20 protein-coding genes are annotated in these 22,672 nt (G+C 71.2%); 9 read left to right on the top strand and 11 right to left on the bottom strand.

Features of this window, described 5'->3' with window-relative positions; translation table 11 throughout:
* Positions 1–33: 33 nt before the first annotated feature.
* The gene (locus AC07TY_RS16905) at positions 34–1,557 is read right to left on the bottom strand and encodes a carboxylesterase/lipase family protein (RefSeq protein WP_494786087.1); all 1,524 of its coding nucleotides are present in this window, start codon (positions 1,555–1,557) and stop codon (positions 34–36) included.
* A gap of 149 nt (positions 1,558–1,706) precedes the next feature.
* Here AC07TY_RS16905 and AC07TY_RS16900 point away from each other — a divergent pair, with 149 nt between their 5' ends.
* Positions 1,707–3,467 (top strand): cation:proton antiporter, encoded by a 1,761-nt coding sequence (locus tag AC07TY_RS16900; RefSeq protein WP_494786086.1) that lies wholly within the window; start codon positions 1,707–1,709, stop codon positions 3,465–3,467.
* Positions 3,468–3,495: 28 nt separating this feature from the next.
* Positions 3,496–3,747, top strand: a complete 252-nt coding sequence (locus tag AC07TY_RS16895) for a hypothetical protein (protein WP_494786085.1) — start codon at positions 3,496–3,498, stop codon at positions 3,745–3,747.
* Between the two features lie 92 nt (positions 3,748–3,839).
* Here AC07TY_RS16895 and AC07TY_RS16890 read toward each other — a convergent pair whose 3' ends face one another.
* Together AC07TY_RS16890 and AC07TY_RS16885 are read right to left on the bottom strand one after the other, a co-directional pair.
* A complete protein-coding gene (locus AC07TY_RS16890) occupies positions 3,840–4,157 on the bottom strand; it encodes a hypothetical protein (protein ID WP_123506010.1) in 318 nt (105 codons plus the stop codon).
* Between the two features lie 145 nt (positions 4,158–4,302).
* Complete coding sequence (locus tag AC07TY_RS16885; RefSeq protein ID WP_488625916.1) at positions 4,303–4,800, bottom strand: 8-oxo-dGTP diphosphatase; 498 nt, start codon at positions 4,798–4,800, stop codon at positions 4,303–4,305.
* A 48-nt stretch (positions 4,801–4,848) separates the two neighbouring features.
* Between AC07TY_RS16885 and AC07TY_RS16880 the strand changes: the two genes are divergently transcribed.
* From AC07TY_RS16880 to AC07TY_RS16870, 3 genes are all read left to right on the top strand, one after another.
* The gene (locus tag AC07TY_RS16880) at positions 4,849–5,184 is read left to right on the top strand and encodes a hypothetical protein (protein ID WP_123506502.1); all 336 of its coding nucleotides are present in this window, start codon (positions 4,849–4,851) and stop codon (positions 5,182–5,184) included.
* Positions 5,185–5,207: 23 nt separating this feature from the next.
* The gene (locus AC07TY_RS16875) at positions 5,208–7,328 is read left to right on the top strand and encodes a S9 family peptidase (protein ID WP_494786084.1); all 2,121 of its coding nucleotides are present in this window, start codon (positions 5,208–5,210) and stop codon (positions 7,326–7,328) included.
* Between the two features lie 83 nt (positions 7,329–7,411).
* Complete coding sequence (locus AC07TY_RS16870; RefSeq protein WP_494786083.1) at positions 7,412–7,957, top strand: DUF1697 domain-containing protein; 546 nt, start codon at positions 7,412–7,414, stop codon at positions 7,955–7,957.
* A gap of 379 nt (positions 7,958–8,336) precedes the next feature.
* On the opposite strand, the gene AC07TY_RS16865 is transcribed toward AC07TY_RS16870, so the two are convergent.
* Entirely contained in the window at positions 8,337–9,848 is a 1,512-nt protein-coding gene (locus AC07TY_RS16865) for a CYTH and CHAD domain-containing protein (RefSeq protein WP_494786082.1), read from the bottom strand.
* Between the two features lie 63 nt (positions 9,849–9,911).
* Here AC07TY_RS16865 and AC07TY_RS16860 point away from each other — a divergent pair, with 63 nt between their 5' ends.
* Positions 9,912–11,261 carry a maltokinase N-terminal cap-like domain-containing protein gene (locus AC07TY_RS16860; protein WP_488625912.1) on the top strand — a complete coding sequence of 450 codons (1,350 nt, stop codon included), beginning with the start codon at positions 9,912–9,914 and terminating at the stop codon, positions 11,259–11,261.
* 37 nt (positions 11,262–11,298) lie between these two features.
* Here AC07TY_RS16860 and AC07TY_RS16855 read toward each other — a convergent pair whose 3' ends face one another.
* Positions 11,299–13,056 (bottom strand): pyruvate dehydrogenase, encoded by a 1,758-nt coding sequence (locus AC07TY_RS16855; RefSeq protein WP_494786081.1) that lies wholly within the window; start codon positions 13,054–13,056, stop codon positions 11,299–11,301.
* Positions 13,057–13,119: 63 nt separating this feature from the next.
* Here AC07TY_RS16855 and AC07TY_RS16850 point away from each other — a divergent pair, with 63 nt between their 5' ends.
* Positions 13,120–13,386, top strand: a complete 267-nt coding sequence (locus AC07TY_RS16850; RefSeq protein ID WP_494786080.1) for a mycoredoxin — start codon at positions 13,120–13,122, stop codon at positions 13,384–13,386.
* Positions 13,387–13,389: 3 nt separating this feature from the next.
* Here AC07TY_RS16850 and AC07TY_RS16845 read toward each other — a convergent pair whose 3' ends face one another.
* Together AC07TY_RS16845 and AC07TY_RS16840 are read right to left on the bottom strand one after the other, a co-directional pair.
* The gene (locus tag AC07TY_RS16845) at positions 13,390–13,974 is read right to left on the bottom strand and encodes a hypothetical protein (RefSeq protein ID WP_494786079.1); all 585 of its coding nucleotides are present in this window, start codon (positions 13,972–13,974) and stop codon (positions 13,390–13,392) included.
* A gap of 6 nt (positions 13,975–13,980) precedes the next feature.
* Positions 13,981–14,379, bottom strand: a complete 399-nt coding sequence (locus tag AC07TY_RS16840; RefSeq protein WP_488625908.1) for a VOC family protein — start codon at positions 14,377–14,379, stop codon at positions 13,981–13,983.
* A gap of 281 nt (positions 14,380–14,660) precedes the next feature.
* Between AC07TY_RS16840 and AC07TY_RS16835 the strand changes: the two genes are divergently transcribed.
* Positions 14,661–15,452 carry a type IV toxin-antitoxin system AbiEi family antitoxin gene (locus tag AC07TY_RS16835; RefSeq protein ID WP_494786078.1) on the top strand — a complete coding sequence of 264 codons (792 nt, stop codon included), beginning with the start codon at positions 14,661–14,663 and terminating at the stop codon, positions 15,450–15,452.
* A gap of 75 nt (positions 15,453–15,527) precedes the next feature.
* Here AC07TY_RS16835 and AC07TY_RS16830 read toward each other — a convergent pair whose 3' ends face one another.
* From AC07TY_RS16830 to AC07TY_RS16820, 3 genes are all read right to left on the bottom strand, one after another.
* Positions 15,528–17,702: a DEAD/DEAH box helicase gene (locus tag AC07TY_RS16830; protein ID WP_123506021.1), complete on the bottom strand. Its 2,175-nt coding sequence runs from the start codon at positions 17,700–17,702 to the stop codon at positions 15,528–15,530.
* A 313-nt stretch (positions 17,703–18,015) separates the two neighbouring features.
* Entirely contained in the window at positions 18,016–19,497 is a 1,482-nt protein-coding gene (locus AC07TY_RS16825) for an FAD-dependent oxidoreductase (RefSeq protein ID WP_494786077.1), read from the bottom strand.
* Positions 19,498–19,519: 22 nt separating this feature from the next.
* Entirely contained in the window at positions 19,520–20,773 is a 1,254-nt protein-coding gene (locus AC07TY_RS16820; RefSeq protein ID WP_494786076.1) for a phosphotransferase, read from the bottom strand.
* Between the two features lie 82 nt (positions 20,774–20,855).
* On the opposite strand from AC07TY_RS16820, the gene AC07TY_RS16815 reads away from it, so the two are divergent.
* Positions 20,856–21,920 (top strand): FUSC family protein, encoded by a 1,065-nt coding sequence (locus AC07TY_RS16815; protein ID WP_494786075.1) that lies wholly within the window; start codon positions 20,856–20,858, stop codon positions 21,918–21,920.
* Between the two features lie 29 nt (positions 21,921–21,949).
* Here AC07TY_RS16815 and AC07TY_RS16810 read toward each other — a convergent pair whose 3' ends face one another.
* A complete protein-coding gene (locus AC07TY_RS16810) occupies positions 21,950–22,663 on the bottom strand; it encodes an esterase/lipase family protein (RefSeq protein ID WP_494786128.1) in 714 nt (237 codons plus the stop codon).
* Positions 22,664–22,672: the final 9 nt, after the last annotated feature.

Genomic DNA, 22,672 nt, shown 5'->3' with positions numbered 1-22,672 from the left:
AACGCGCGTCAAACGCCAGGTGAACGAACCGGTTCAGATGTGCGGCACGAACGACTGCCAGACCCGGCGGCGCTCGCCCCGCGGGTCGAACTCGACGCGGTCGGCCTTGTCGATGATGAGCGTCCGGCGCCGGAACGGGTCGTACGACGGCCAGTCGGCCACGTCGCCGGTCGTCACGAACTCGAGCCACCGGCGGCGCATCCGCCGGGCCGCGAGCTGGAACGCGCGTCGCCCGCCGAGCGCCGACATGGCGAAGCCGAACGCCGAGTCCATCCGGTCGAAGAGCGCGTAGAGGTCGAGCCCGTGGAACGCGTCGACGCCGGCCGCCCTCAGGATGCGCGGCGCGATGTCGAACCGGTAGAAGAACACCTTCGCGAACCGGGCGTGCCGCTCGGCGACCTTCACCGTCGGGAACCAGAACGAGAAGTCGCCGCCGAAGTCGAGCGCCGCGGGCCGCGACGGCAGCCCCGGGTACTGAGCGGTGATCGCCTTGCGGGCCTTCTTCTTCGTGTTGGCGAAGATCGACCGGATGCGCAGCGGCGTCGTCGCCAGGATGTCGCGGCGCCCCGTGAACACGGAGCCCTCGCGGTCGTTGGTGCCGATGATCAGCGGCACCCGGTGGGCGCGCCCCGCCTTGAACGCATCGAGCGGGCGCTCCGGCAGGATCTCGCCGTCGATCACGGGCGACAGGAAGATCGACCCGGGCACGTCGTCGGGCGTCCGGAGGAAGAGCCTCGCCGTCGCGCGCACGATCGCCTGCGTGGACGCGCTCTGCAGCAGGGCCGGCGCGTCCTCGTGCGAGGTCGACTCGAGGTCGTCGTCGCGCACGACACGGCTGAGGATCTCGAGGAAGTCGCCCGCCCACCTCTCGGTCACCTCGGGCTCGTAGATGGCGTTGGCCGGCGACGACTGCGCGATCGCGGCGCGGAACAGGCCCTCCGCCCGGGGCACGGCCATCAGCGTCGTCACGGCGTTCGCCCCCGCCGACTCGCCGCACACCGTGACCTGCTCGGGGTCGCCGCCGAACGCCGCGATGTTGTCGCGCACCCATTCGAGCGCGTGCAGCTGGTCGCGCAGGCCCAGGTTCGACTCGATCGGGCGCTCGGGCGTCGACCAGGCCGAGAAGTCGACGTAGCCGAGCCCTCCGAGGCGGTAGTTGAACGACACGTAGACGATGCCGCCCTCGCGCACCAGCGCCTCGCCCTGCCGCGGGAACTCGCGCGACGACCCGACGGCGTACGCCCCGCCGTGGATGTAGACCATGACCGGCAGGCCGGCGCCGGGTCGCGAGCCGCCTGGAGCGACGACGTTGATCGTGAGGCAGTCCTCGCTCTGAGGCGTCGTGGCGTCGATGCCGACGAACTGCCCGCGATCCTGCGGTGCTGCCGGGCCGAAGTGCCGCGCGGCGCGGACGCCACTCCAGGGCGCAGGAACTCGCGGCGCCCTGAACCGCAGCTCGCCCACGGGCGGCTCGGCGTACGGGATGCCCCGCCACGCGAGCACATCGCGCTCCGCCACGCCGCGGACCGCCCCCGAGGTCGTCGTCCGCTGAATCACGTTCCAAGGCTAGGCGCGGAAGCGAGTCGGGGCACAGGTGTCGCCTGGGCGGAACCTGGCAGAATGGTGATCCCCTGCTTCACGGCCTGACGGATGGATCCGCCCTGGAACTCCTCGAACTCCTCCTTCTGCTCGCGGGCTCGCTCGCGGTGACCGCGTTCGCCCGCTGGCGAGGCCTGCCCGCTCCCCTGCTCGTCGTCGCCGTCGCGCTCCTGGTGTCGTTCATCCCCGGGCTGCCCGAGATCGAGATCGACTCCGAGGTGATCCTCACCGTCATCCTGCCGCCGCTGCTCTACTCGGCCTCGCTCGACGTGTCGTTCCAGAACTTCCGCGAGAGCCTCGTGCAGATCCGGCGGCTCGGCATCTTCCTCGTCATCGTGACCGCGCTCGTCGTCGGCTGGATCGCCTACGTGCTGATCCCCGACATGTCGCTGCCGGCGGCGATCCTCGTCGGCGCCGTGGTGGCCCCGCCCGACGCCGTGTCGGCCGCGTCCATCGGCCGCAAGCTGGGGCTGCCCCGCAAGATGATGGCCGTGATCTCGGGCGAGAGCCTCATCAACGACGCCGCATCGCTGACCCTGGTGAAGGTGTTCCTCGCGATCGTCGGCGGAGCCGCCCTGACCGGCTGGCAGGGCCTCGGCATCTTCGGCCTCGCGATCGGGGTGGGCGTCGGCGTGGGCCTGGTGCTGGGCGTGCTGGCGCACTACCTGCGCATCCACGTCAAAGACCCCGTCGTCGAGATCGTGATCGGCCTGATCCTGCCGTTCCTCGCGTACATCACGGCCGAGCAGCTCCAGGGCTCGGGCGTGCTGGCGGTCGTGGCCGCCGGGCTCTACGTCGGCTACAACTCGCCCAAGGCGGGCTACGCGTCGCGCCTCCAGGAGCGCCCCATCTGGGCCGCCGCCGACGTCACGCTCGAGGGCTTCGTGTTCGCGCTGATCGGCCTGCAGCTCTCGACGGTCGTCAACGACGTCACGGAGAGCGGCCGCGATCTGGGCCAGAGCGTCGGCGTCGCGTTCGTCGTGCTCGGAGTCGTGATCGTCGTCAGACCGATCTTCATCTTCGTCACCTACTACTGGTCGCGCGGCATGCGGCGGTTCGTCTACGTGCGGTTCCGCCGGTTCCGCAAGGCGCGAGTCCGACGTCTGCTCTGGGGTCGCCGCGATCCGAAGCTGTCCTGGCGGCAGCTGCTCGTGCTGTCGTGGACGGGCATGCGCGGTGTGGTCACCCTCGCTGCCGCCGTCTCGATCCCCGTCATGACGGACTCCGGCCGAGAGGTGCCCGCCCGTGACGTCATGTTCCTCATCGCGTTCGTCGTGACAGTCGGCACGCTCCTGCTCCAGGGCCTGACCCTGCCCTGGATGATCCGACGCCTCGGCGTGCAAGACCTTGAGCAGAACGAGCGCGACGTGCAGGCCGAGCTGCGCCTGGTGTCCAACAGCACGCAGGAGGCCATCGAGTACCTCGACACCCGTCGCGCCGCGTGGGCCGAGGAGTGGGGCGAGGAGCCGATCGACCGCGGCATCACCATCCTCAAGGAGCGTCTCCAGCGGCAGGACCAGGCCTTCCGCCAGGGGCTGCGCGAAGACAGCGACGCCGCAGCCGAAGCCGACTCGGACGCCGAGGAGGTCGAGCCTCCGTCGCCGGAGCGCGGCTCCGACATGCGGTCGACCCCGCACATCGCGATCCCGGACATCACGCCCGATCCGACGCTGGCGCGCCCCACGCGCAACAACGCTCGAGCGCTGGCGAGCATCCGGCGCGAGCTGCTGCAGAAGCGGCGCGAGGTCGTGCTGCGGGAGCGCGATGCCGGCAACCTCGACGAAGAGGTGATGCGGCGCGTGCTGCTCGGCCTCGACGCCGAGGAGCTCGCGATGGACACGTCGGCGGTCGCGCGCACTCGCTCGTGACCCCTCGGCGGCGGCGTATCCTGGGCCCGTGACACGTCTTCAGCTGCACCGCCTGCTCCTCGCCCTGGTCGCCGTCTTCGTCGTCGGCGCGGTCGTCCTCTACGTCCTCTCGATCGCGCTCGCGGGCAACGGCGGCGACACGGCGCGTCTCTTCGACAGCTTCGCGATCGTCGCCTTCATGGGCGCCGTGCTCTTCGGAATCATCGACTTCTTCGTGCGCCCGGTCATGCGGGCGACACCCGACGGCTCGCGAGACGTCGAGACCCCGCTCAACGGCTGAGCCGAGCGCCTGACACCTGCTCCACGCAGAAACGCACCGACCGGGAGGGATCCGGGCGGTGCGTCTGCGTGTGGAGAGAAGTGCGGAGGGCCTCAGGCCGAGTGGCGCTCGTACGGCTGGGCGACACGCTCGAACGGCGCGTTGTCGATGATGAAGTTGGCGCGGCGCACATTGCGCCGGGCGACCTTCACGGCCTGCCGGGCGAACATGGCGAGCACGCCGACGACGCCTGCCCAGAAGAGGAGGGTGCCCTCGGAGCCGAGGAGGCTGCCTGCGACGACTGCGGTCCAGACAGCGGGCCAGACGAGAGCGGCGACCCAGCCGACATGGTTTGCGGCGACCCCCGGGGTACGGTTCGTGTCCGTCGAAAGGTGGACGTTGTTCGCGATCCTGCTGTCGAACGTGCTCATGATGCTCCCTCAGCAATGCTTGGTCATGCATCTGTCCCGATGCGTTTGTCACCCGGCGGGTGGCTCTACATCGAATCTAGTGAGTGATCAGATCGGACGCGTCCCCCTTTCGTGGTGGCACCCATCCGGGGGGACACGCCTGAATCTACGCTGTTCCGGACGGAACCGTCCGGTGCGAGGCCACGCTCGCGAGGTCGTCGGCGAAGACGAACTCGCTCGAGACGTGTCCCCCGAGGAGTACCCCGGGGAGCCACGCCTTCGCGTCGTCCCACATCTCGTCGAGGGGCACGGAGTCGAGATCGAACCACTCGGGGTCGAGCTCGTCACTGGGGGACGGATCGCCGGCCCAGCGGGTGACGACGAATACCGTCGACCGCTGGCTCCAGGCCGGCCGGGCCGGGAAGAGGTAGTGCAGATCGCCGCGCCGGTCGAGGTCGGCGGGGTCGACCACCACGCCCGCCTCCTCCTCGATCTCGCGCACGATGGCCTCGCGCTCGGTCTCGCCCTCCTCGAACTTGCCTCCGAGGCCGACGAACCGCCCCTCGCCGAGGCCGCGCTTCTTGCGGCCGAGGAGCACCTGCGATCGGCCCTGGTGCTCGCGAAGGAGGTAGGCCACGCAGACGCGGCGCAGGTCGGAGATCATGCGTCCAGGATGGCAGGCCACCAGCGGCACGGGCGTAACCTTGTCGAGATGGATTCCACGGACGCACCCGAGTTCTCGGGGGCTGGCCGCAGCCTGGAGGTGCTGCGCGCTGAGGCCCACGACGAGCTCCGCACGCTCATCGAGCTGCGCTGCCGCGCCGGCGAAGACCCGTGGGAGGTCATCCCGGAGCTGCCGACGGTCGACGAGCAGGTCGTGATCTCGCTGAGGGCGGACGCGTTCGGGCACGCCGGGGCGGGGGCCAGCTCGGGCATGAGCCTGGGCGGCGAGCTGGAGTTCCTGCGCCGGATCGCCCTGTGGCACCCCGAGCTCTCGCGGGCCGTCTGGCTGCTGATGGGCAAGCTCGAAGACGCGGGCCACCTCTAGCCCGGCGTCACTAGGCTTTGGTCATGGCAGCACCAGAGGCACCGCACGCCCCCAAGAAGCCCATCACCCGTCGTCACCACGGTCGCGAGTTCATCGACGACTACGAGTGGCTCCGCGAGAAGCAGAACCCGGAGGTGGTCGCGCACCTCGAGGCCGAGAACGCCTTCACGGAGCTCGAGAACCGCCACCTCGAGGGCCTTCGCGAGACGGTCTTCGAAGAGATCAAGGGCCGCGTCCAGGAGACCGACCTCGGCGTCGCGACCCGCGAGGGCGGCTACTGGTACTACTCCCGCACGGCCGAGGGCAAGCAGTACGGCATCCAGTGCCGCCTGCCGATCACCGGCACCGACGACTGGACCCCGCCGACCATCGAGCCCGGCGCCCCCGCCGCCGGCGAGCAGGTCATCTTCGACGGCAACATCGAGGCGGAGGGCCACGACTTCTTCTCGCTCGGCAGCTTCGACGTCTCGCCCGACGGCGGCCTGCTGGCGTACGCCATCGACACCGACGGCTCCGAGCGGTACACGCTGCGCGTCCGCGACCTGGAGACCGGCGCCGACCTGGCCGACGAGATCGCCGAGACCGCCCCCGGCGCGACCTTCGACGCCTCGGGCCGCTACCTCTTCTACCCGACCGTCGACGAGTCGTGGCGCCCCGACACCATCTGGCGCCACCGCGTCGGGTCGACGGAGGCCGACGTCTCGATCTTCCACGAGCCCGACGACCGCTACTGGATCGGCGTCGGCCTCACGCGAAGCAAGCAGTACCTCCTCATCGAGGCGGGCTCGAAGATCACGAGCGAGACCTGGATCCTCGACGCAGCCGACCCCGTCGGCGACTTCCGCGTCGTCTGGCCGCGCCGCGAGGGCGTCGAGTACGAGATCGATCACGCGATCGTCGACGGCAGCGACCGCCTGCTGATCCTTCACAACGAGGGCGCCATCGGCTTCGAGCTGATCGACGTGCCGGCCGACGACCCGCAGTCGACCAGCGACCGCCGCGTGGTCCTCGCCCACGACCCGGCTCGGCGACTCGAGTCCGTCGAGGCCTTCACCGGCCACCTGCTCGTCGACTTCCGCGCCGACGGCCTCTCGCAGATCGCCATCGTGCGCCTGCCCGGCGACGGCTCCGGCTACGGCGACCTCGACGTGCTCGAGTTCGACGAGGCCCTGTTCACGGCGGGCTGGTCGGGCAACCCCGAGTTCACCCAGGCGACGGCGCGGTTCGGGTTCTCGTCGTTCGTGACGCCGGCGACGGTGCTCGACCTCGATGTCCGCGCAGGAACTCGCACCACCCTCAAACAGCAGATCGTGCTCGGCGACTACTCCCCTGCCGACTACGACCAGGCCCGCGAGTGGGCCACGGCCGACGACGGCACCCTGGTGCCCGTCTCCCTGGTCTGGAAGAAGGGCCTGGTCGCGCCGGGTCAGCCCGCGCCGGTGCACCTCTACGGGTACGGATCGTACGAGCACAGCATCGACCCGGGCTTCAGCGTCGCCCGGCTCTCGCTCCTCGACCGCGGCGTCGTGTTCGCCGTCGCGCACGTCCGCGGCGGCGGAGAGATGGGCCGCGAGTGGTACGAGAACGGCAAGACGCTGACGAAGCGCAACACGTTCACCGACTTCGTCGCCGCGGCCGACCACCTGATCTCCGAGGGCCGCACGACCCCGCAGCTGCTGGTCGCCGAGGGCGGCAGCGCCGGCGGGCTCCTCATGGGCGCCGTCGCCAACCTGGCCCCCGACCGGTTCGCCGGGATCCTGGCAGCAGTGCCGTTCGTCGACGCGCTCACGTCCATCCTCGACCCCGATCTGCCCCTGACGGTGATCGAGTGGGACGAGTGGGGCGACCCCCTGCACGATCCTGACGTGTACGACTACATGGCGACGTACACGCCCTATGAGAACGTGGCCGACGACGCCAGCGCCTACCCGAGGATCCTCGCGGTGACGAGCTTCAACGACACCAGGGTGCTCTACGTCGAGCCGGCGAAGTGGGTGGCGCGCCTCCGCGACGCCGGTGCCCCCGCCACGATGAAGATCGAGATGCAGGCCGGACACGGCGGCGTCTCGGGCCGCTACGAATCGTGGCGCGAGCGCGCCTTCGAGATCGCCTGGCTGCTCGAGGTGCTGGGGCTGGCGTCGTGAGCGGGACTGCGTCGTGAGGCGGCCCGCGTCGTGATCGGGACCGGGTCGCGTGCGGCGCGCGTCGAGGCCGGGGCGGCTCGGCCGTGAGCGACACGCGCAGCTGGGTCGCGCTCCTGCGGGGCATCAACGTCGGAACCGCCAAGCGGGTGCCGATGGCCGAGCTGCGCGCGGCCGTCGAGTCCCTCGGAGGCACGGACGTGAAGACCCTGCTGAACAGCGGCAACGTGGTCTACGACACCCGCGCCGAGGCCGGCCCGAGCGCGGATGCCATTCGCGGGGCAGTGCGCGAGCGCACCGGCGTCGACAGCGAGGTGATCGTGGTCTCCGGCGACGCCTTCCGCGCCGTCGCCGAGGCCTGTCCCCTGCGCGCCGCGGGTCGACCCGGCAATCGCGTGAGCATCGCGTTCCCCGCGGCCCCCCTCGATCCCACGTCGCAGGTACCCGACCCGGCCGCGCTCGCGCCCGAAGAGCTCGCGCTGACCGCGACCGCCGTCTACCAGTGGCTTCCCGACGGACAGCTCGCCACGAAGGTCCCGGCCGCGTGGTGGCGCGGACTCGGCGTGACCGTGACCGCGCGCAACGACGCCACGGTCCAGAAGCTGGTCGCGCTGCTCGACGCGCGCGCCTGAGCCGCTCCGAGAGCAGCGCGCCGCCCGGCCCGATGTGCAGCCCGCCCCGCGGTGTCGGCGACCACAGGCTCAGGGGCCGCGGCGTCGGGGCCGGGGCCGGGCCACGGGGTCAGGGGATCTTCTCCAGAGCCGCTTTCCCTGGGCGTGAATTCACGCCCAGGGAAAGCGTCTCCAGACGGAAGTGCCCCGGGCTTCCGTTTGCGGCAGCTGCGGGTTCGCGTGAGGTTGCGCGAACCTGTCGGGGCTCCCGAGCAAACCCCGAGGCCGCGGCACTCTTTCGCACGGCGAGCCGCTGCGTGTGAGCGCGCGGGCCCCGTGCGGTCGGCCAGCGCGAGGCGCCGGCCAGCGCGAGGGTCCCGTCCGGCGAGGGGTGTCCGCGCTAGAGCTTCTCGGCGAGCTTGGGGAGGCGGGCGAAGGCGGCGTCGCGGCGGCCGAGCGCGACCGTGGCGAGCACGCCGTAGCCGAAGGTGTCCTCCTCGGCCCATCGGGCGGTGTCGGCCACGGTGCGGTACCGCTCCATGGCCGCGTGGGCGTCGAGCGCCTCGCCGAGCACGCGCTGGATCGCGTGCGCCGCCTTCGGGCTGACGCCGCCCTTGAGCTCAGCAGACCTCTGGGCCTCGATGCCGTAGCGCAGGCGACGACCCGCCTTGCGGGCCCGGTGCACCGGCACGACGTCGAACGCGTCGAGGGCCGCGGCCGCCCTGGCGCCGCGGCGCGCCCGCTTCGACTCCTTGGCGATGCGGGCGGCGGCGTACTTGGCCGCCGACTTGTCGGCCGAGGGGCCGTCCGGAGTCTCGCGCGGCAGCGCCTCCAGCTGGTCGAGGAGCTCGAAGTACGAGGTGTCGGTCATGGCGATCTCGAGGCGGTAGCGGGCGTCGACGGCCTGCTCGCGGAACTGCGCCCGGATCCTGCCCGCCACATCGTGAGAGACGAAGCCCTGCGGGGCCTCGGCGAGGTCGACAGCGAGCTGCTGCTCGGCGACCTCGGCATCGCGCACGGCGCCCGCGGCCGCTCCGATCACGGCCAGCCTCTCGTCGAGCGCGGCTGTCGTCTCGGCATCGACGACGCCGCGGTACACGCGAAGCACGCTGCGGAGGCGACGGAGGGTCGTGCGGTACTGGTGGACGGCGTCCTCCTCGTCGTCGCGGGCGGAGGGGTCGAGCGCGACGATGCGGGCGACGAGGTCGGCGACGCGGGTCATCACGAAGGCGCCGGCGGTTCCGTCGTCGGGATCGATCGGGTCCTCGGCGGGGGCCGGCACGGCGGCGGCGAGGCCGGGCAGATCGCCGAGGCCGCGCGCGAGCTTCGACTTCGAGGCCGAGACGGACGCGCCGGCGGCTTCGAGCACGTCGCCGACCTCGTCGAGGAGCGCCTCGCCGTCGGCCCGATCGACGCCGGGTGCCAGCTCGACCTCCCACTCGCGCCAGGAGCGGATCGAGGCCGTGTCGGGGTTGGTCGCCGTGACCTCGTCATCGGCGAGCTCGGCCAGCGGCTGACCGTCCGGGTCCAGAAGCGCGGTGGCGGTGCGGGTCGTCTCGAGCACGAGCACCGGGTGAAGAGGGCGACCGCGCAGGATCGCCTCGACCCGGCGGCGGATCTCAGCGGGCACCCCCGCGTCGGCGGAACCCAGCGGCGCGTGCACCTCACGGCGAGCGCCGCCGCCCGCCGGCAGCTTCACGTGCCAGCCCTCGTCGTGGCCGCCCTCGCGGCGGCGGAGGGTGACCCGGTTCGCGAGGAGGAGGTGCTCGGCGGTGTCGTAGTAGACGGCGCGCAGGCTCACGGGCTCGTCGGGCCTCACGGTCGCGATCGGGCCCACGCCCTCGAGGGCCGGCACCCTCACATCGGTGCCGACGTCGTACTTGCGCTCGATCTCGATCTGCTGGGTGCTCATTCACCCTGTCTATCGGATGCGGGTGAAGGCCGCGTGCAAGGACCCGGGCGTATTGTGCGAGGCATGAGCACTGTTGCCCCGTCGTTCCCCGGTTGGATGGCGCGTCAGCGCTGGTATGCCACGAAGGGCGCCACCCCGAACATCCGCGTGATCGGCAGCATGGAGACCATGGTCGAGGACACCCTCGTCATGACCCTGCTGGTGATCGACGAGGCCCCGCTGCAGCCGGTCCTTTATCAGGTGCCGATGGTCGCCCGGACGGCGCCGCTGCCCGGTGGCGACAACGCGTTCATCGGTTCGAGCGACGGCTACTACCTCTACGACGGCCCGCGCGACCCGATCTACGCGCGCGGCCTCCTGACCACGATGGCCCAGCAGAGTCATGTCGACGGCTCCGACCTCACGGCCGACGGCGTGCTGCTCCAGGACCCGGGGCGGGTCGTGCGGACGCGGGTGCTCGAGGGCGAGCAGTCGAACACGTCGATCATCTACGACGTCGACGGGCCGGTCTCGAAGGTCATCGCGAAGGTCTTCCGCGTGCTGCACCACGGCGAGAACCCCGACGTCACCTCGCAGGCGGCGCTAACCGCCGGAGGCTCGACGCGTGTTCCGTCGTCGTTCGGCTTCGTCACGGCGAGCTGGACCGACCCGGGCCGCGACGAGGGCGTGGCGCACGGGCACCTCGCCTTCGCGCAGGAGTTCCTGGACGGGTCGGAGGACGCCTGGCGCGTCGCGCTCGAAGCCGCTCGCTACGGCCATGACTTCTCCGAGCAGGCGCATGCGCTCGGCAAGGCCACCGCCGAGGTGCACCACACCCTCGCCGAGCGCCTGGGGACGACTCCGGCCGGGCCCGCCGAGGTCGAGGGCGCCCTCGCCAGCATGCGACGCAGGATCGCGACGGCCTCCCGCGAGGTCCCCGCCGTCGCGGAGTACCGCGCCGCCATCGAGGCCGTCTACGACTCCGTCACCGACCTCCCCTGGCCCGACCTGCAGCGGATCCACGGCGACCTGCACCTCGGCCAGGCGCTCCAGTCACCCGAGCGCGGCTGGATCCTGCTCGACTTCGAGGGTGAGCCGCTCCGGCCGATGCCCGAGCGCTCGCGCCCCGACGTGCCGCTGCGCGACGTCGCGGGCATGCTGCGCTCGTTCGACTATGTCGCCGGGTCGCTGGCGCAGGAGCGCCCCCGCATCGACGCGACCGCCTGGGCGTCGGCCGCCCGCCGGGCCTTCGTCGACGGATACGTGGAGGCGTCGGGCGCGGACGTGCGCCAGCAGCGCGCGCTCCTCGACGCGTTCGAGATCGACAAGGCCGTCTACGAGGCCATCTACGAGTCGCGCAACCGCCCCGACTGGATCGGGATCCCGCTCGGGGCGATCGGGCGGCTGGTGGCGCGGAGCGCGCCCGCGGCCTGAGGGTCGGCGGCGGGCACGCAGTTCCTGCGCCCGGGCTCTAGGGCTTCGGGATGTTGCGCAGGTTCGAGCGCGCCATGGCGACCGCCTCGCCGGCGCCGCCGTTCATCACGACCTTCGACATCGCCAGCGCGAAGCCCTTGAGCTGCGTGCCGGTGATGGTCGGCGGCAGCGAGAGGGCGCGGGGGTCGGTGACGATGTCGACGAGGGCGGGTCCGTCGTGCTCGAAGGCGGCCTCGAGGGCGGTCTCGAGGTCGCCCGGGTCCTCGACCCGGACAGCGTGGATCCCGAGGGCCCGAGCGACGGCCGCGTAGTCGGTCGGGGGCACGTCGACGCCGAAGTCCGGCAGCCCTGCGACGAGCATCTCGACCTTGACCAGGCCGAGCGTCGAGTTGTTGAACACGACGATCTTGACCGGCACCTTGTAGGCGGCGACGGTCACGAGCTCGCCGAGCAGCATGGAGAGCCCGCCGTCGCCCGACATCGACACGACCTGGCGGCCCGGATAGGCGAAGGCGGCGCCGACGGCCTGCGGCAGAGCGTTGGCCATCGAGCCGTGCAGGTACGAGCCGATGATGCGACGTCGGCCGTTGGGGGTCAGGTAGCGGGCGCTCCAGACGTTCGACATGCCGGTGTCGGCCGTGAAGATCGCGTCGTCCGAGGCGGCCTGGTCGACCAGCGAGGCGGCGAACTCGGGGTGGATCGGCACGATCTTCGTGGCGTCCTTCGTGTACGAGCCGACGACGCCGGTCATGAGCTTCTGGTGCTTCTTGAGCAGGCCGTCGAGGAATTTGCGGTTGGTCTTGCGCTTCAGCAGCGGCAGCAGAGCGCGGATCGCCGGGCCCACCTCGGCGTGCACGGGCAGGTGCACGTCGACCCGGCGGCCGATGTTCGCCGCATTGGCGTCGATCTGCGCGACCTTGACCTTGTCGCCGTCGGGCAGGAACTGCTCGTACGGGAAGTCGGTGCCGAGCATCAGCATCACGTCGGCGTCGTGGATGCCCGCGTGCGCCGCCCCGTAGCCGAGCAGACCCGTCATCCCGACGTCGAATGGGTTGTCGTACTGGACGATGTCCTTGCCGCGCATCGAGTGGCCGACAGGCGCGAGCAGGAACTCGGCCAGCTCCACGACGGCATCGTGCTCGCCGACCGCGCCCGCCCCGACGAACAGCGCCACCGACTTCGCCGCGTTGAGGGCGTCGGCGAGGGCCTGGAGGTCGTCGGGGTTCGGCTCGAGAGTCGGCGGCTTCGTCGCCACGTACGCGGGCACATGGCCGGCCGCCTCGAACTCCGCGATGTCGCCCGGCAGCGTGATGACGCTGACGCCGTCGCCGGCCAGCGTGTGCCGGATCGCGCTCGCGACCACGCGCGGCGCCTGCTCGGCGGTCGAGATCATCTCGGAGTAGCCCGAGCACTCGGTGAACAGGCGGTCGGGGTGGGTCTCCTGGAAGTACGACATGCCGATCTGCTTCGCGGGGATGTGGCTGGCGATCGCGAGCACGGGCCCGCCGGAGCGGTGCGCGTCGTAGAGTCCGTTGATCAGGTGGAGGTTGCCGGGGCCGCACGAGCCCGCGCACACCGCCAGCTCGCCGGTCAGCTGAGCGTCGGCGGAGGCCATGAACGCGGCCGCCTCCTCGTGCCGCACGTGAATCCAGTCGATGCCGCCCTTCGCCGACCCGCCGGTGCGTCTGACTGCGTCGACCACCGGGTTGAGGCTGTCGCCCACGATGCCGTAGATGCGACGCACCCCGGCCTCCACGAGCTGGGAGACGAGCTGGTCGGCGATGGTCTGAGCCATGGGGTGAGCCTTTCGTTCGGAATCTCCACTCAACTCCAGGCCCGCCCGGCGTACCCTTTGACCATGACCACCATTGCCCATGACTACGTGCCCGCGGCCGGCACGATCACGATGTTCTCGACCGGCTGGTGCGGCTACTGCGCGCGCCTCAAGCAGCAGCTGACCAAAGACGGCATCGCCTACAACGAGATCAACATCGAAGAGGTCGACGGCACCGCCGAGATCGTCGAGAGCGTCAACGGCGGCAATCAAACCGTTCCGACGGTGATCTTCCCTGACGGCACCTCGGCGACCAACCCGTCGCTGGCCGAGGTGAAGGCGCGGCTTTAGCCCTCAGCGCTTGTAGTCGTCGGGGTGATCCGTGCCGAGCTGACGGTAGGGCTTCGAGGCGCTTGGCTGATCCTGCCCCGGATTCTTCTCGGGTAATGAGTCCGGTGTCTGTCCCAGTTTCCTCACGAACGTCACAGCGTTCACCACGGGAATCATCATCGCGAAGAGCGCGCCGAACGCGCCGAAGCCGTTTCCCTCTCTTCCGATGACGACACCTACCATCCCGATCATGAAGGCCACCACGATCCCGCACGCTCCCAACGACGACAGGATCAGGCCTTGGAACGCCGGTCGGGGGTCATTCCATTCGGAGATCGACCGGTAGCGGTCCTGCTTGGATAGCTTCGGGCGCCAGCGTGTCATGAGGATCCACGCGGCGATGCTGGCAAGCGCCACGCCAGCAGCCAGCGAGATCAGCACGTTCGGGACGCCGTCGAAGACGCCGACCGCAGACAGGCCCGCGGAGCCGCCGAGACCGAGCGCGACGACCACGGCGGCCAGGATCCGCTGACGGCGGGGAGGGACGACCTCTCGGGCGTACGGAAGGAACAGCCGCCACCCGGCGCTCAAGTCGGCGCGGACTCCCACGACGGATCAGTCGGTCGAGTCGGGCGCCGCGAAGAACTCGATCGCGTTGCCGTCGGGGTCCTTGATGTTGAGGACGGTGCCGTAGTCCACCTCGACGAGGTCGCCCGGGATCCCCGCGTCGGCGAGCCGGTTCTGGATGCGCACCACGTCGGAGCCGCTCGGGACGGCGAAGCTGACGTGATCGAGGCCCGGAACGAGCGGGTCGAAGCGACCGGCCTTCTTCTCGGTGTACTCGGTCACACCGAAGATCTGGCCCCCTCCGGCAGGGAAGATCTTGCGGTCGAAGTCGTCGGTCACGATCTCGCCGACCGGCTTCGTCTCGAAGACGATCTCGTAGAACGGGAGGCTCTTCGCGTGGTCGGTGACCGTGATGGCGACGTGGGCGTAGCCGGAGAACTCGGGCATGGGGTCTCACTTCTCTGTACTGGTTCGAAATCGAGTGCTCGTTCGAAATGGGGCGCTCGTTAGGGCTCTTGCAGTCAACACCTGCCGCCCTCCAGGAGTTCTCCACAGACGGGTCGCGAGGCGTCCCCCGGTGGTCGCCGGTGCGCCACGCTTGTCGGGTGCAGATCGGCCCTCATCTCCTCGTCCACTCATCACATGACGACACCGAAGTCCGGCGCGCGTGTCTCCGTGGCGACCTCGTCCGGGTCGTGCCCGGGCGCTACGTCCGGACTGCGCACTGGATGTCGCTGTCCCTCGACGAGAAGGAGATCATGCGCATCGTCGCAGCGGTCACGACCCTGCACGGCACGGCCGTGGTCTCCCGCCTCTCTGCGGCGGCCCTCTGGGGCATGCCTCGCCTCGGTGCGCCACCCAAGCGAGTTCACGTGACAGACAGCAGGATCACTCAGACGGTGCAGAACGCGTTCACGGTGAAGCACGCGGGCTCACTGGGCCCGGCCGAGGTCGCCGAGCGCTTCGGAGTACTTGTCACGACGCCAACACGGACAGCTCTCGACATCGCACTGACGGCGTCCTTCCGGCAGTCAGTCGTCGTCCTCGACCATTGCCTCCGCTCCGGGCTCGTGACGAAGGACGGTCTCCGACGCGACCTCGAGCGTCAGCCGACGGCGCGAGGCAGCGTGAGAGCGGCTCGGGCCATCGACTTCGCCGACCACCGGGCGAATCGACCGGGCGAGTCGCTGAGCCGCGTGGTCATGCTCGAGGCGCGCATCGAGGCCCCCGAGCTTCAGGCGCCCTTCGACGGCCCCGACAGTCAACATGCCGACGTCGACTTCTTCTGGCCGGGCCTCGGGCTCGTCGGGGAGTTCGACGGCATGACCAAGTACCGCGACTCGGGCCGGTGGTCCGGGCTCGAGCCGCACGAGGTGGTGATCGCCGAGAAGGTGCGCGAGGACTGGATCAGGGCCGACCCCGCCGTGCGGGGCTTCGTCCGCTGGACGTGGCACGAAGTGGTGGCATCGGGACGGCTGGCGGCTTTGCTGTCGGCGGCCATGAGGCCTCGCCTGCGCTAACCGTTGCACGCAGGGCTAACCGCCGCGACGGTTAGCTGTACGTGAAACGGTTAGCGGGGCGACTCAGGGGCGGGGCTAGCGGCGGCGCTGCGGCGCCGCGCGACGCGCCGCGGGCGACGCCGACAGCGCGTCGGTGAGCAGTGCGACGAGCGCACCGAGCTGCACGTCGGCCGACGAGGTCACCTCTTCGTCCGAGCCGTCGAGCGCGCGGGCGGCGAGGCCGGCCTTCGAGTCGATGAGCTCGGCGATCTTGGTGTCGATCGTCTGGGCGGCGATCACACGCCACGCGGTGACGGGCTCCTCCTGGCCGATGCGGTGCACGCGGTCGATGGCCTGCGTCTGCTCGGCGTCGGTCCACGAGAGCTCGGCGAGCACCACGTTCGAGGCGACCTGAAGGTTGAGGCCGACGCCGGCGGCGGTGAGCGAGCAGACGATCACCTCGACCGAGGGGTCGTTCACGAACGCGTCGATGTTCTTCTGGCGCACCGTCGACGACTGGTCGCCGCGGATCGACGCGAACTTGATGTCGCGGCGCTTGAAGGTGTCTTCGGCGACGTCCATGACGTCGATGTGCTTGGCGAAGAAGACGACCTTGCCGACGTTGCGCGCCAGCTGAGCGGTGTAGTCGGCGGCGAGGCCGGCCTTGGCCTGGCCGATGCGGCGCACCATGCTGAAGACGTTCTCGCCGGTCTTGCCGCCGTCGCCGTCCTCGAGCTCCCACTTGGCGACCTGGCGCACCAGGTCGTGGTCGATGCCCTCGACCTGCACGCCGGAGGTGCGGGTGGCGAGAGCGGTCTGGTAGCGGGCGACGAGCTTCTTGGCGAGGTCGCGCTCGGCCTCGCGGATGGAGCGGCCCGCCTCGTCGTCGAGCTCGACGGGGAGGTCGGCGATCCTGCGTGCCGGGATGTCGGCGGCCACGTCGACCTTGCGCCGGCGCACGATGCCGAGGTCGATCACCGAGGCGCGGGCCGATGCGAAGAAGCCGGGCTCGGCCGGGGTCAGACCGGTCTCTTCGAGTGCCTCCATCAATTCGGCGCCGGGCTTCTTGTCGTCGATCCAGCCCAGGAACTGCCAGATCGCCCTGAAGTCCTCGATGTCGTTGATCAGCGGCGTGCCGGTCAGCGCCATCAGGAGGGGGTGAGCCGTGCGGGCGCGGATCCGCGCCGAGAGCTGCAGCACGTTGCGCGAGCGCTGCGAGTCCTTGTTCTTGATGAAGTGCGCCTCGTCGACGACCATGCCGCGGAAGCCCAGGTCGCCGAGCCAGCCGACGTGGCGGTCGAGCACCTCGTAGTTGACGATGACGATGTCGGCGAAGCCGTCGATGGTGTCGCCGTCGCCGTGGATCACGGTGGCGGTGCGATTCGGGGTCCAGAGGCCGACCTCACGAGCCCAGTTCGTCTTGACGACGTTGGGCACGACGACGAGCAGGGGGTAGGCGTTCGCGGCCTGAGCGGCGAGGAGCGACTGCGCGGTCTTGCCGAGGCCCGGCTCGTCGGCGAGCAGGAAGGTGCGGTGGCCCTCGGCCGCCGCCTCGACGACCTGCGCCTGGTGGCGCATCATCTCGGCACCGCCGGGGGCGCTGAGGGTGGTCGGCTCGGGGAGGTCCATGCACGCCGAGACACCGCCGGCGCCGTACTCGAACGACTTGAACAGGGGGCCGAAGAGCTCCCAGTTGGCCAGGCGGCGCGGGTGCGCCTCACGCTGCTCGGCGAGGGCGAAGTCAGGCGCGAGGAAGGGGTTCGCCAGCTGGCGAGAGATGACCGACTGCGGGATCACCTGGCGCTCGGTCGAGACAGTCGGCGCTGCGGCCTCGGTGGTGATGATGAGGTCGTCGGGGCTCATCTCGGCGCCGGCGGCCATGAGCATGTCGCGCTTGAGCGAACGCGCGGTCTCGGAGACCACGACCTCTTCGGCGAGCAGGGCGATCAGCGAGGTGTCGCGCGCGGCCGCCTTCGCGAGGATCGTCGCCACGCCGTCGAGGCGCTTGAGCTGCTCGGCGCGGTCGGCGTCGCCGACCGTCTTGTCGCCCTTGACGCGGGCGCGCTCTTCGCGCATGAGGATCGCGACCACCTGGAACTTGGTGCGCCCGGACGGCTTGACGGGGCCGCGCTGCGCGGCGGCCTCGACCTCGCGGACGGCCTTGGCGAGGACGGGGATGATGCCGTCGTTGTCGAGGTCGCGGACGCGTCGGTGGTTCGAGCGGGTGGCGGTTCGAGTACCGCCGGACTGGCGCTGGCCTGGTCGAGCCAAGGCTCCTCCTAGTGTGGCCTCCGGTCGGGCGGCACCGTGGTGTCGCGCCGGTAGGCGGGAAGGTCTGCATCGGGGCCGGTGGTTCGGCCGGATGCGGAAATGCTGAGAGACCGGCATTCGGTGGCGGCCCCCGGGTGCGACAGGCGGATCGGAGAGATCCGTCGGACACCTGGCAGGAGCCGGGGCCGAAAGTCGCTGGCACGGACAGTCGCACAGGAAGGCGAAGCCGTGTTCCCGCTTATGCTACGCCCCGCTCGACCCCAAGGCCAGCGGAGTCCGCGCCGGGCGTGTCCGTCGTCGAGGGCCGGGCCGGTCAGTCGTCGTGACGGGCGAGGCCGCGACCGGCCGGACCCTCGATGACCTCTCCGGTGCGGGTGAAGCGGGAGCCGTGCAACGGGCAGTCCCAGGTGAGCTCCTGGTCGTTCCAGGTGACGACGCCGGCGAGGTGAGGGCAGACGGCCGAGAGCGTGCAGGTCTCGCCCTCGACGGTCGAGCGCGCGACGGGCGTGAAGCCGTCGATGCCGACGCGTCCGTGCCCTTCGGACGGGAGCTCGCCCGGCAGGAGCGGGTTGGTCAGCGCCCTGCCCCAGCCGCGGGCGAACGACCAGGCCACCGCGGCGTTCTCGCCGAGCGCGGCTCCAATGGCGACCGGGGTCGTGACACGGTGGTGGATGGTGGTCATCCACGGAGTGTTGTCGCCGACGACGTCCGACACGAGCATGCGGGCGGCCGAGACCGCACCGGTCATGCCCCACGAGTCGTAGCCGGTCGCGAGGTAGATGCGCCCGCGCCCGCGCGGCAGGGAGCCGACGAACGGCACGCCGTGCGGCGTCGCGTAGTCCTGCCCGCTCCAGACCCGGCGGGTGTGCGCGGTGGGCCAGTGCGTCCGCGTCCAGCGCTCGAGCGAGTGGGCGATCTGCGCCTCCGAGGAGGCTCGGCCGACACCGTGCGCTCCCCCGCCGACGATCAGCTGGCTGCCGAAGCTGCGCACCGAGCGCCCGCCGTCGTCGACGCCCTGGTACATGGCGTCGGGGAGCTCAGCCGCATCGATGCCCGAGAACGCGAGGCCGAACGAGCGGCGCGGCGCGATCTTCGCGAAGTACAGGCCGCGGTCGAGGATGGGGGCGCCGGTCGTCAGGTGCACGCGCTCCGACGAGACGTCGCCGAGCGCGGTGTGCGTGGTCGCGGGATCGCCGGCATCGACGCCGGTGACGCGGGCGTTCTCGACGATGACGCCGCCGAGGGCGCGCAGGTCGGCGGCGAGCGCCGCGACGAGGTCGAGCGGGTCGAGCTGCGCCTGGTCGCGGAGGCGCACGGCGCCGATGGTCGCGAAAGGCGCGTCGACGTCGACGGTCTTCTCGAGGTCGAGCCCGGCGCGTCGGCCGACGAGGTACTCGGCGTCGACGCGGGCGAGTCCGCGGCGGTCGGTCGCGTAGCTGTAGGCGTCGCGGCGCTCGACGTCGACGCCCGCGTCGGCGGCGTAGCCCAGGAGCCAGTCGAAGGCCTCGCCGGTGCCCGCCACGTACGCGTCGACGACGGACTGGTAGGTGCGGCGGCGGATCTTCTGCAGCTGCGCGCCCTGCAGGCGGCTGACCATCCCCGACGAGCTGGCCGTGGCGAGCCCTCCGACCCGGCCCGCCTCGAGGACCGCGACGGTGTGCCCGCGCCGGGCGAAGAGGAGGGCGGTCACGAGGCCGGTGAGGCCGGCGCCGATGACGACGTCGTCGTAGGTCGCGAGAGGTTCGAACTCGTCGGTGGGGATCTCGCGGACCTTGTCGAGCCAGATCGAGGTCACGCTTCCTCCAAAGACGGTCGGGTCAGGTGTCGGAGCCCACGGTAGGCCCGTCTCCTGGCAGCGGCTCGGATCGGCGCGGCCAGAGCGCGCCCTCGGCGGCGTCGACCAGCTGGAGCGCCTTGCGGCGGCCGGTGTCGGTGCCGAGGGTGGCTTGTCCGCCGGCGTGCGCCAGCAGCTGGGAGGCGACCGTCGGCGCGAGCCGGTCGGCGATGTCGGGGTGCCGGTCGGTCCACTCGTCCGACACGGCGTCGGCGATGCGCTCGCAGGCGCGGGCCTGCTCCTCGTCGCCGTTGCCGCGGTGCCACTGCGCCGTGACGACGAGGTGGGCGACGAGCGAGCCGGCGTCGCGCGCGGCGTGCCCGACGCCGGCGGTGTCGATGTCGAGCAGGCCGGTGACGTGGCCCGGCTGGTCGGGATCGACGAAGAGCTGCTCGAGGTGGAGGTCGCCGTGGACGACCCGCATCTCGTCGGACGACCAGGTCGAGGTGCGCGCCTCGATCTCGTCGTAGACGGCGTCGATCCCCGATGCCCGGTCGGGCAGCGACCCGGTGAGGCTGCGGCGGTGCCACGAGCCGTTGTCGAGGGCGTCGGCCTGGGCCGTCTGGGTGAGGTGCACGCGCGCGACGGTCTCGGAGAGCCCGACCACGGTGTCGACGAACGCACGTCCGGCCGCGAGGTCGATCACCCGGGTTCCGGCGGGTACGCCGTCGACGCGGCGCAGGATCAGGAGGCCGTCCGGCTGCGTCGCGACCACCGTCGGCACAGGCAGCCCCGCCTCCGCGAAGGCCGCGTGCAGCGCGGCGATGGGCTCGGCGCGGTTGGGTCGCACCACCTTCAGGAAGAGCGTGGCCTCGGGGCTCTCGAGCTTGATGACGGCGCGCTTGCCGGGGCGGTAGGCGGCCACGCTGAGGGTCGGGTCGCTGACGGCGATGCCGATGCGGGCCAGGAGCTCGACGACGCGCTCGGGGTAGGTCACTGCGGCGAGCGCCGGCAGCGCCGGGTCGGCCGGGTAGGCCCAGACGCGCACGAGCTGACCGCTGCCCGGGTCGGCGACGACGTTCCCGCCGGCGGCGCGCGACGCCTCGACCGAGGACGGGTCGGTGTCGACGAACGTCAGGACGGTCGAGGAGGCACCCGCGGCGTCGATCGTGTCGACCTCGTATCCGAAGAGGTAGCCGCCGCCCGACGGCTCGACGGAGTGCGGCCGGAACGACACGACTCGGACCCCGCTGTCCGCGAACGCTGCGGGGAGGATCTCTCCTGAGTTGGGCCACACGAGCCACAGTCAAGCAGGAACGGCGAGATTTACTCAGGCGTCGGGCCGGTGCGCCGAAAGCGCGGCCCGTACCCTGGAGACCGTGCACGTGCCCCGGGTCCCGCTGATCTCCCGCCTTCGGCAGCCCTCGCGCCTGCCGCTGCTCCAGGTGGTCAAGACGTCGATCGCGGTCGTCGTCGCCTGGGTCGTGAGCTTCCTGGCGCTCGGCCAGCCGCTGCCGATCTTCGGCGCGATCGCGGCCCTCCTGGTGGTGCAGCCGAGCGTCAACCAGTCGTTCGCGCGCGGCCTCGAGCGCAGCGCGGGCGTCGTGATGGGCGTGGGCCTCGCCTACGTCGTCGGGGCCGTCCTCGGCCACGAGCACACCTGGGTGGTGCTGGTCGCCGTCGTGCTGGCGCTGCTGCTGGCCTGGCTCGTGAAGCTGACGCCGACGTCGAGCACTCAGGTGCCGATCTCGGCGATGCTCGTGCTGTCGGTGGGGGTCGTCACGCCCGGCTATGCGGTCGACCGCATCATCGAGACGGTGATCGGGGCGGTGGTGGCGCTGCTGGTCAACGCCCTGATCGTCCCGCCGGTGCTCCTCGGGCCGGCGCACCTCTCCGTCGGCCGGCTGGCTCGCGACCTCGGCACGGCCCTCGACGACCTGGCGGGCTCCCTCGAGCAGGCGACGCCGACGGCCGACCTCGACGCGATGCTCCTGCGGGCGCGCGAGCTCCGCGTGCTCCGCGACCAGGCCGCGTCGGCCGTCAAGACGGGCGAGGAGTCGCTCACCCTCAACCCGCGCGCCAGCCGGCAGCGCCGGGTGCTCGAGGCCGACCGAGCCCTGCTCGCCCCGCTCTCGAATCTGGTGCACCGCGTCGTCGCGATGACCCGCACCCTCCGCGACAACTACGACCCGGCGCTCGTCGACGACTCGGTGGTCGCCGGAATCGCCGAGGAGCTCCGTCGCGCCGCCCACGACGTGCGCCTGCTCGTGCACGACCGCGAGGAGACCGCTGCGCGGGGCGAGGGCGCAGGAACGGGCTCCCCCGACGACCTCCCCGCCCTGACCGCGCCCCTGCAGGTCGTCCACCCCGACCCCGACCACTGGATCCTGGTGGGGTCGCTTCTGGAGGACCTCCGCCGCGTGCGCGAGGAGCTGCGACAGTAGCGGCGAGTTCCTGCGCCCGCCTCCGGGGTTCAGCCCTGGAGCGCCGCCAGGATCGCCGCCCGGCCGGCCGGATGGCCGAGGATGCGGAAGTGGCCGTCGATCGGCACGCTGACGTTGCGCGCCCCCTCGAGGCGGCTGCCGTCGGGCACGTGGCCGTCGAATCGCGCGAACACCGACGTGATGCGGGCGTTGACGTCGACGAGGCCGCTGAGGCGCACCAGACCGGCATCGTCGGTGCGGAACGCGCGGAGCGTCTTGCCGGGAGCGAACCGTGCCATGCGCGACCCTGAGAACGGGCTGTTGACGGCGACCATGCGGTCGATGCGAGCGCTGGCGTCGGTGTCGAGCATCATCGACTTTCCGACGAGGCCGCCCTTGCTGTGGGCCAGGACGACGACGCCGCGGAGGTCGTTGGCGTCGAGCACGCGCTGCGCGAGCTCGGCGGTCTCGGCGATCGGCCGTACGTTGTGCGCCATCCCGGGCACGATCACGACCGGGTGGCCCTGCTCGTTGAGGCGGTCGGCGAACCAGCGCAGCGTGCGCCACGACTCGTAGACGCCGGGCAGCAGCAGCACGGGCGCGAGGCCGCCCTCGCGGTACCGGGCAGGCACCGACGCGTTGCCGAACAGGCTCCGCGAGTGCGTTCGCACCGCGTAGGCGTAGTCGGCGGGCAGGAACTCGAGGTAGTGCAGGACGCTCCCCCGAGGGGTTCGCGCCCGCACGATCTTGCGCAGATCAGGCATGGTCACGCC

The organism is Frondihabitans sp. GW821-FHT04F02 (assembly GCF_059420045.1).
Note: the sequence above shows the minus strand (reverse complement) of the source record. Positions and strands in the feature narration are given on the sequence as shown.